This window comes from Aureimonas pseudogalii (assembly GCF_014196835.1).
Lineage (GTDB): Bacteria > Pseudomonadota > Alphaproteobacteria > Rhizobiales > Rhizobiaceae > Aureimonas > Aureimonas pseudogalii.
The window spans coordinates 1-1150 of the sequence record NZ_JACIEK010000052.1 but is presented as its reverse complement, the minus strand read 5'-3'; the positions used below and the strand labels follow the sequence as shown (position 1 = coordinate 1150).

Here is a 1150-nt window from a genome sequence, read left to right as displayed (position 1 = left end):
CTTTCGATGACGATCTGCGCCTCGCGCAGGCTGTAGAAGATCTCGCCGTCGAGGAGTTCGTCGCGGAGCCGAGCGTTGAAGCTCTCGACATAGCCATTCTCCCATGGGCTGCCTGGGGCGATATAAGTGGTCTTTGATCCAACGGCCGTGATCCAATCCTGCACGGCCTTGGCAATGAACTCCGGCCCGTTGTCGGATCGAACGTGGCCCAGCACGCCGCGCAGCACGAAGAGGCCCGACAGAACATCGATGACATCTGTCGAGTTGAGCCTGCGAGCGACCCGGATGCTGAGGCATTCGTGCGTGAACTCGTCGATCACGTCGGCGAGAAACGCGCAGCGTTTGTCGCCAGGCATCCGGATTTTGCGTCCATCGTGCGTCCGGTCTTCCACGAAGTCGTAGGACCAGACGTGGTTGGGATGTTCGGGCCGCAGACGAACACAGGAGCCATCGTTCAGCCAGAGCCGTCCGCGCTTGGGTTGCCTGGCAGGCACCTTCAGACCCTCACGTCGCCAGATCCGCTCGACGCGCTTGTCGTTGACGATCCAACCCGCATCTCGCAGCAGGGCTGCAATCTTCCGCCTTTCGGCGATTGCCAGCAATCGCCTGTCGGCCAAGGGGATACCCATACCGGCCATACTGACGGGCCAGTTCGATGAGATCGCCCGTGAGCTGCTCTTCGTCATCTCGGCCCCGCGGCACCTGACGCTGTGTCGAACGGTGCTGCCCGAGGGCGCGGCAGACTCGCCGCTCGGACAGCTTCGTCACGGTCGTGACGTGTTCGACGCAGACGCGCCGGCGGGCGGGGCTCAGTAGTTTCCCCGTGCGGCCTCTGCCAGGATCAGCTTGTCCAGCGTCAGATCGGCCACCGCCTTCCGCAGCCGCTGGTTCTCGGTCTCCAGATCCTTCAGTCGCTTCACCTGGTCGACCTTCAGACCGCCGAACTCCTTGCGCCAGCGATAGTACGTCACCTCCGTGACGCCGATCGAGCGAACCGCATCCGCTACCGTGCGTCCCTGCGACACCAGAACGTCAACCTGCCGCAGCTTCGCGACGATCTCTTCGGGCTTGGGGCGTCTTGCCATGTCCGTCCTCCTTCAGGCTCCAAAAGCCATACTGCAGGGCGGACCATTTCAATGGGGGCGGATCA

At 63.0% G+C, this 1150-nt stretch carries 1 pseudogene; it reads right to left on the bottom strand.

Annotated elements, in window-relative coordinates:
• Positions 1 to 1085: pseudogene (locus GGR04_RS23675) on the bottom strand (IS3 family transposase); the annotation flags it as partial.
• Between the last annotated feature and the right edge of the window lie 65 nt (positions 1086 to 1150).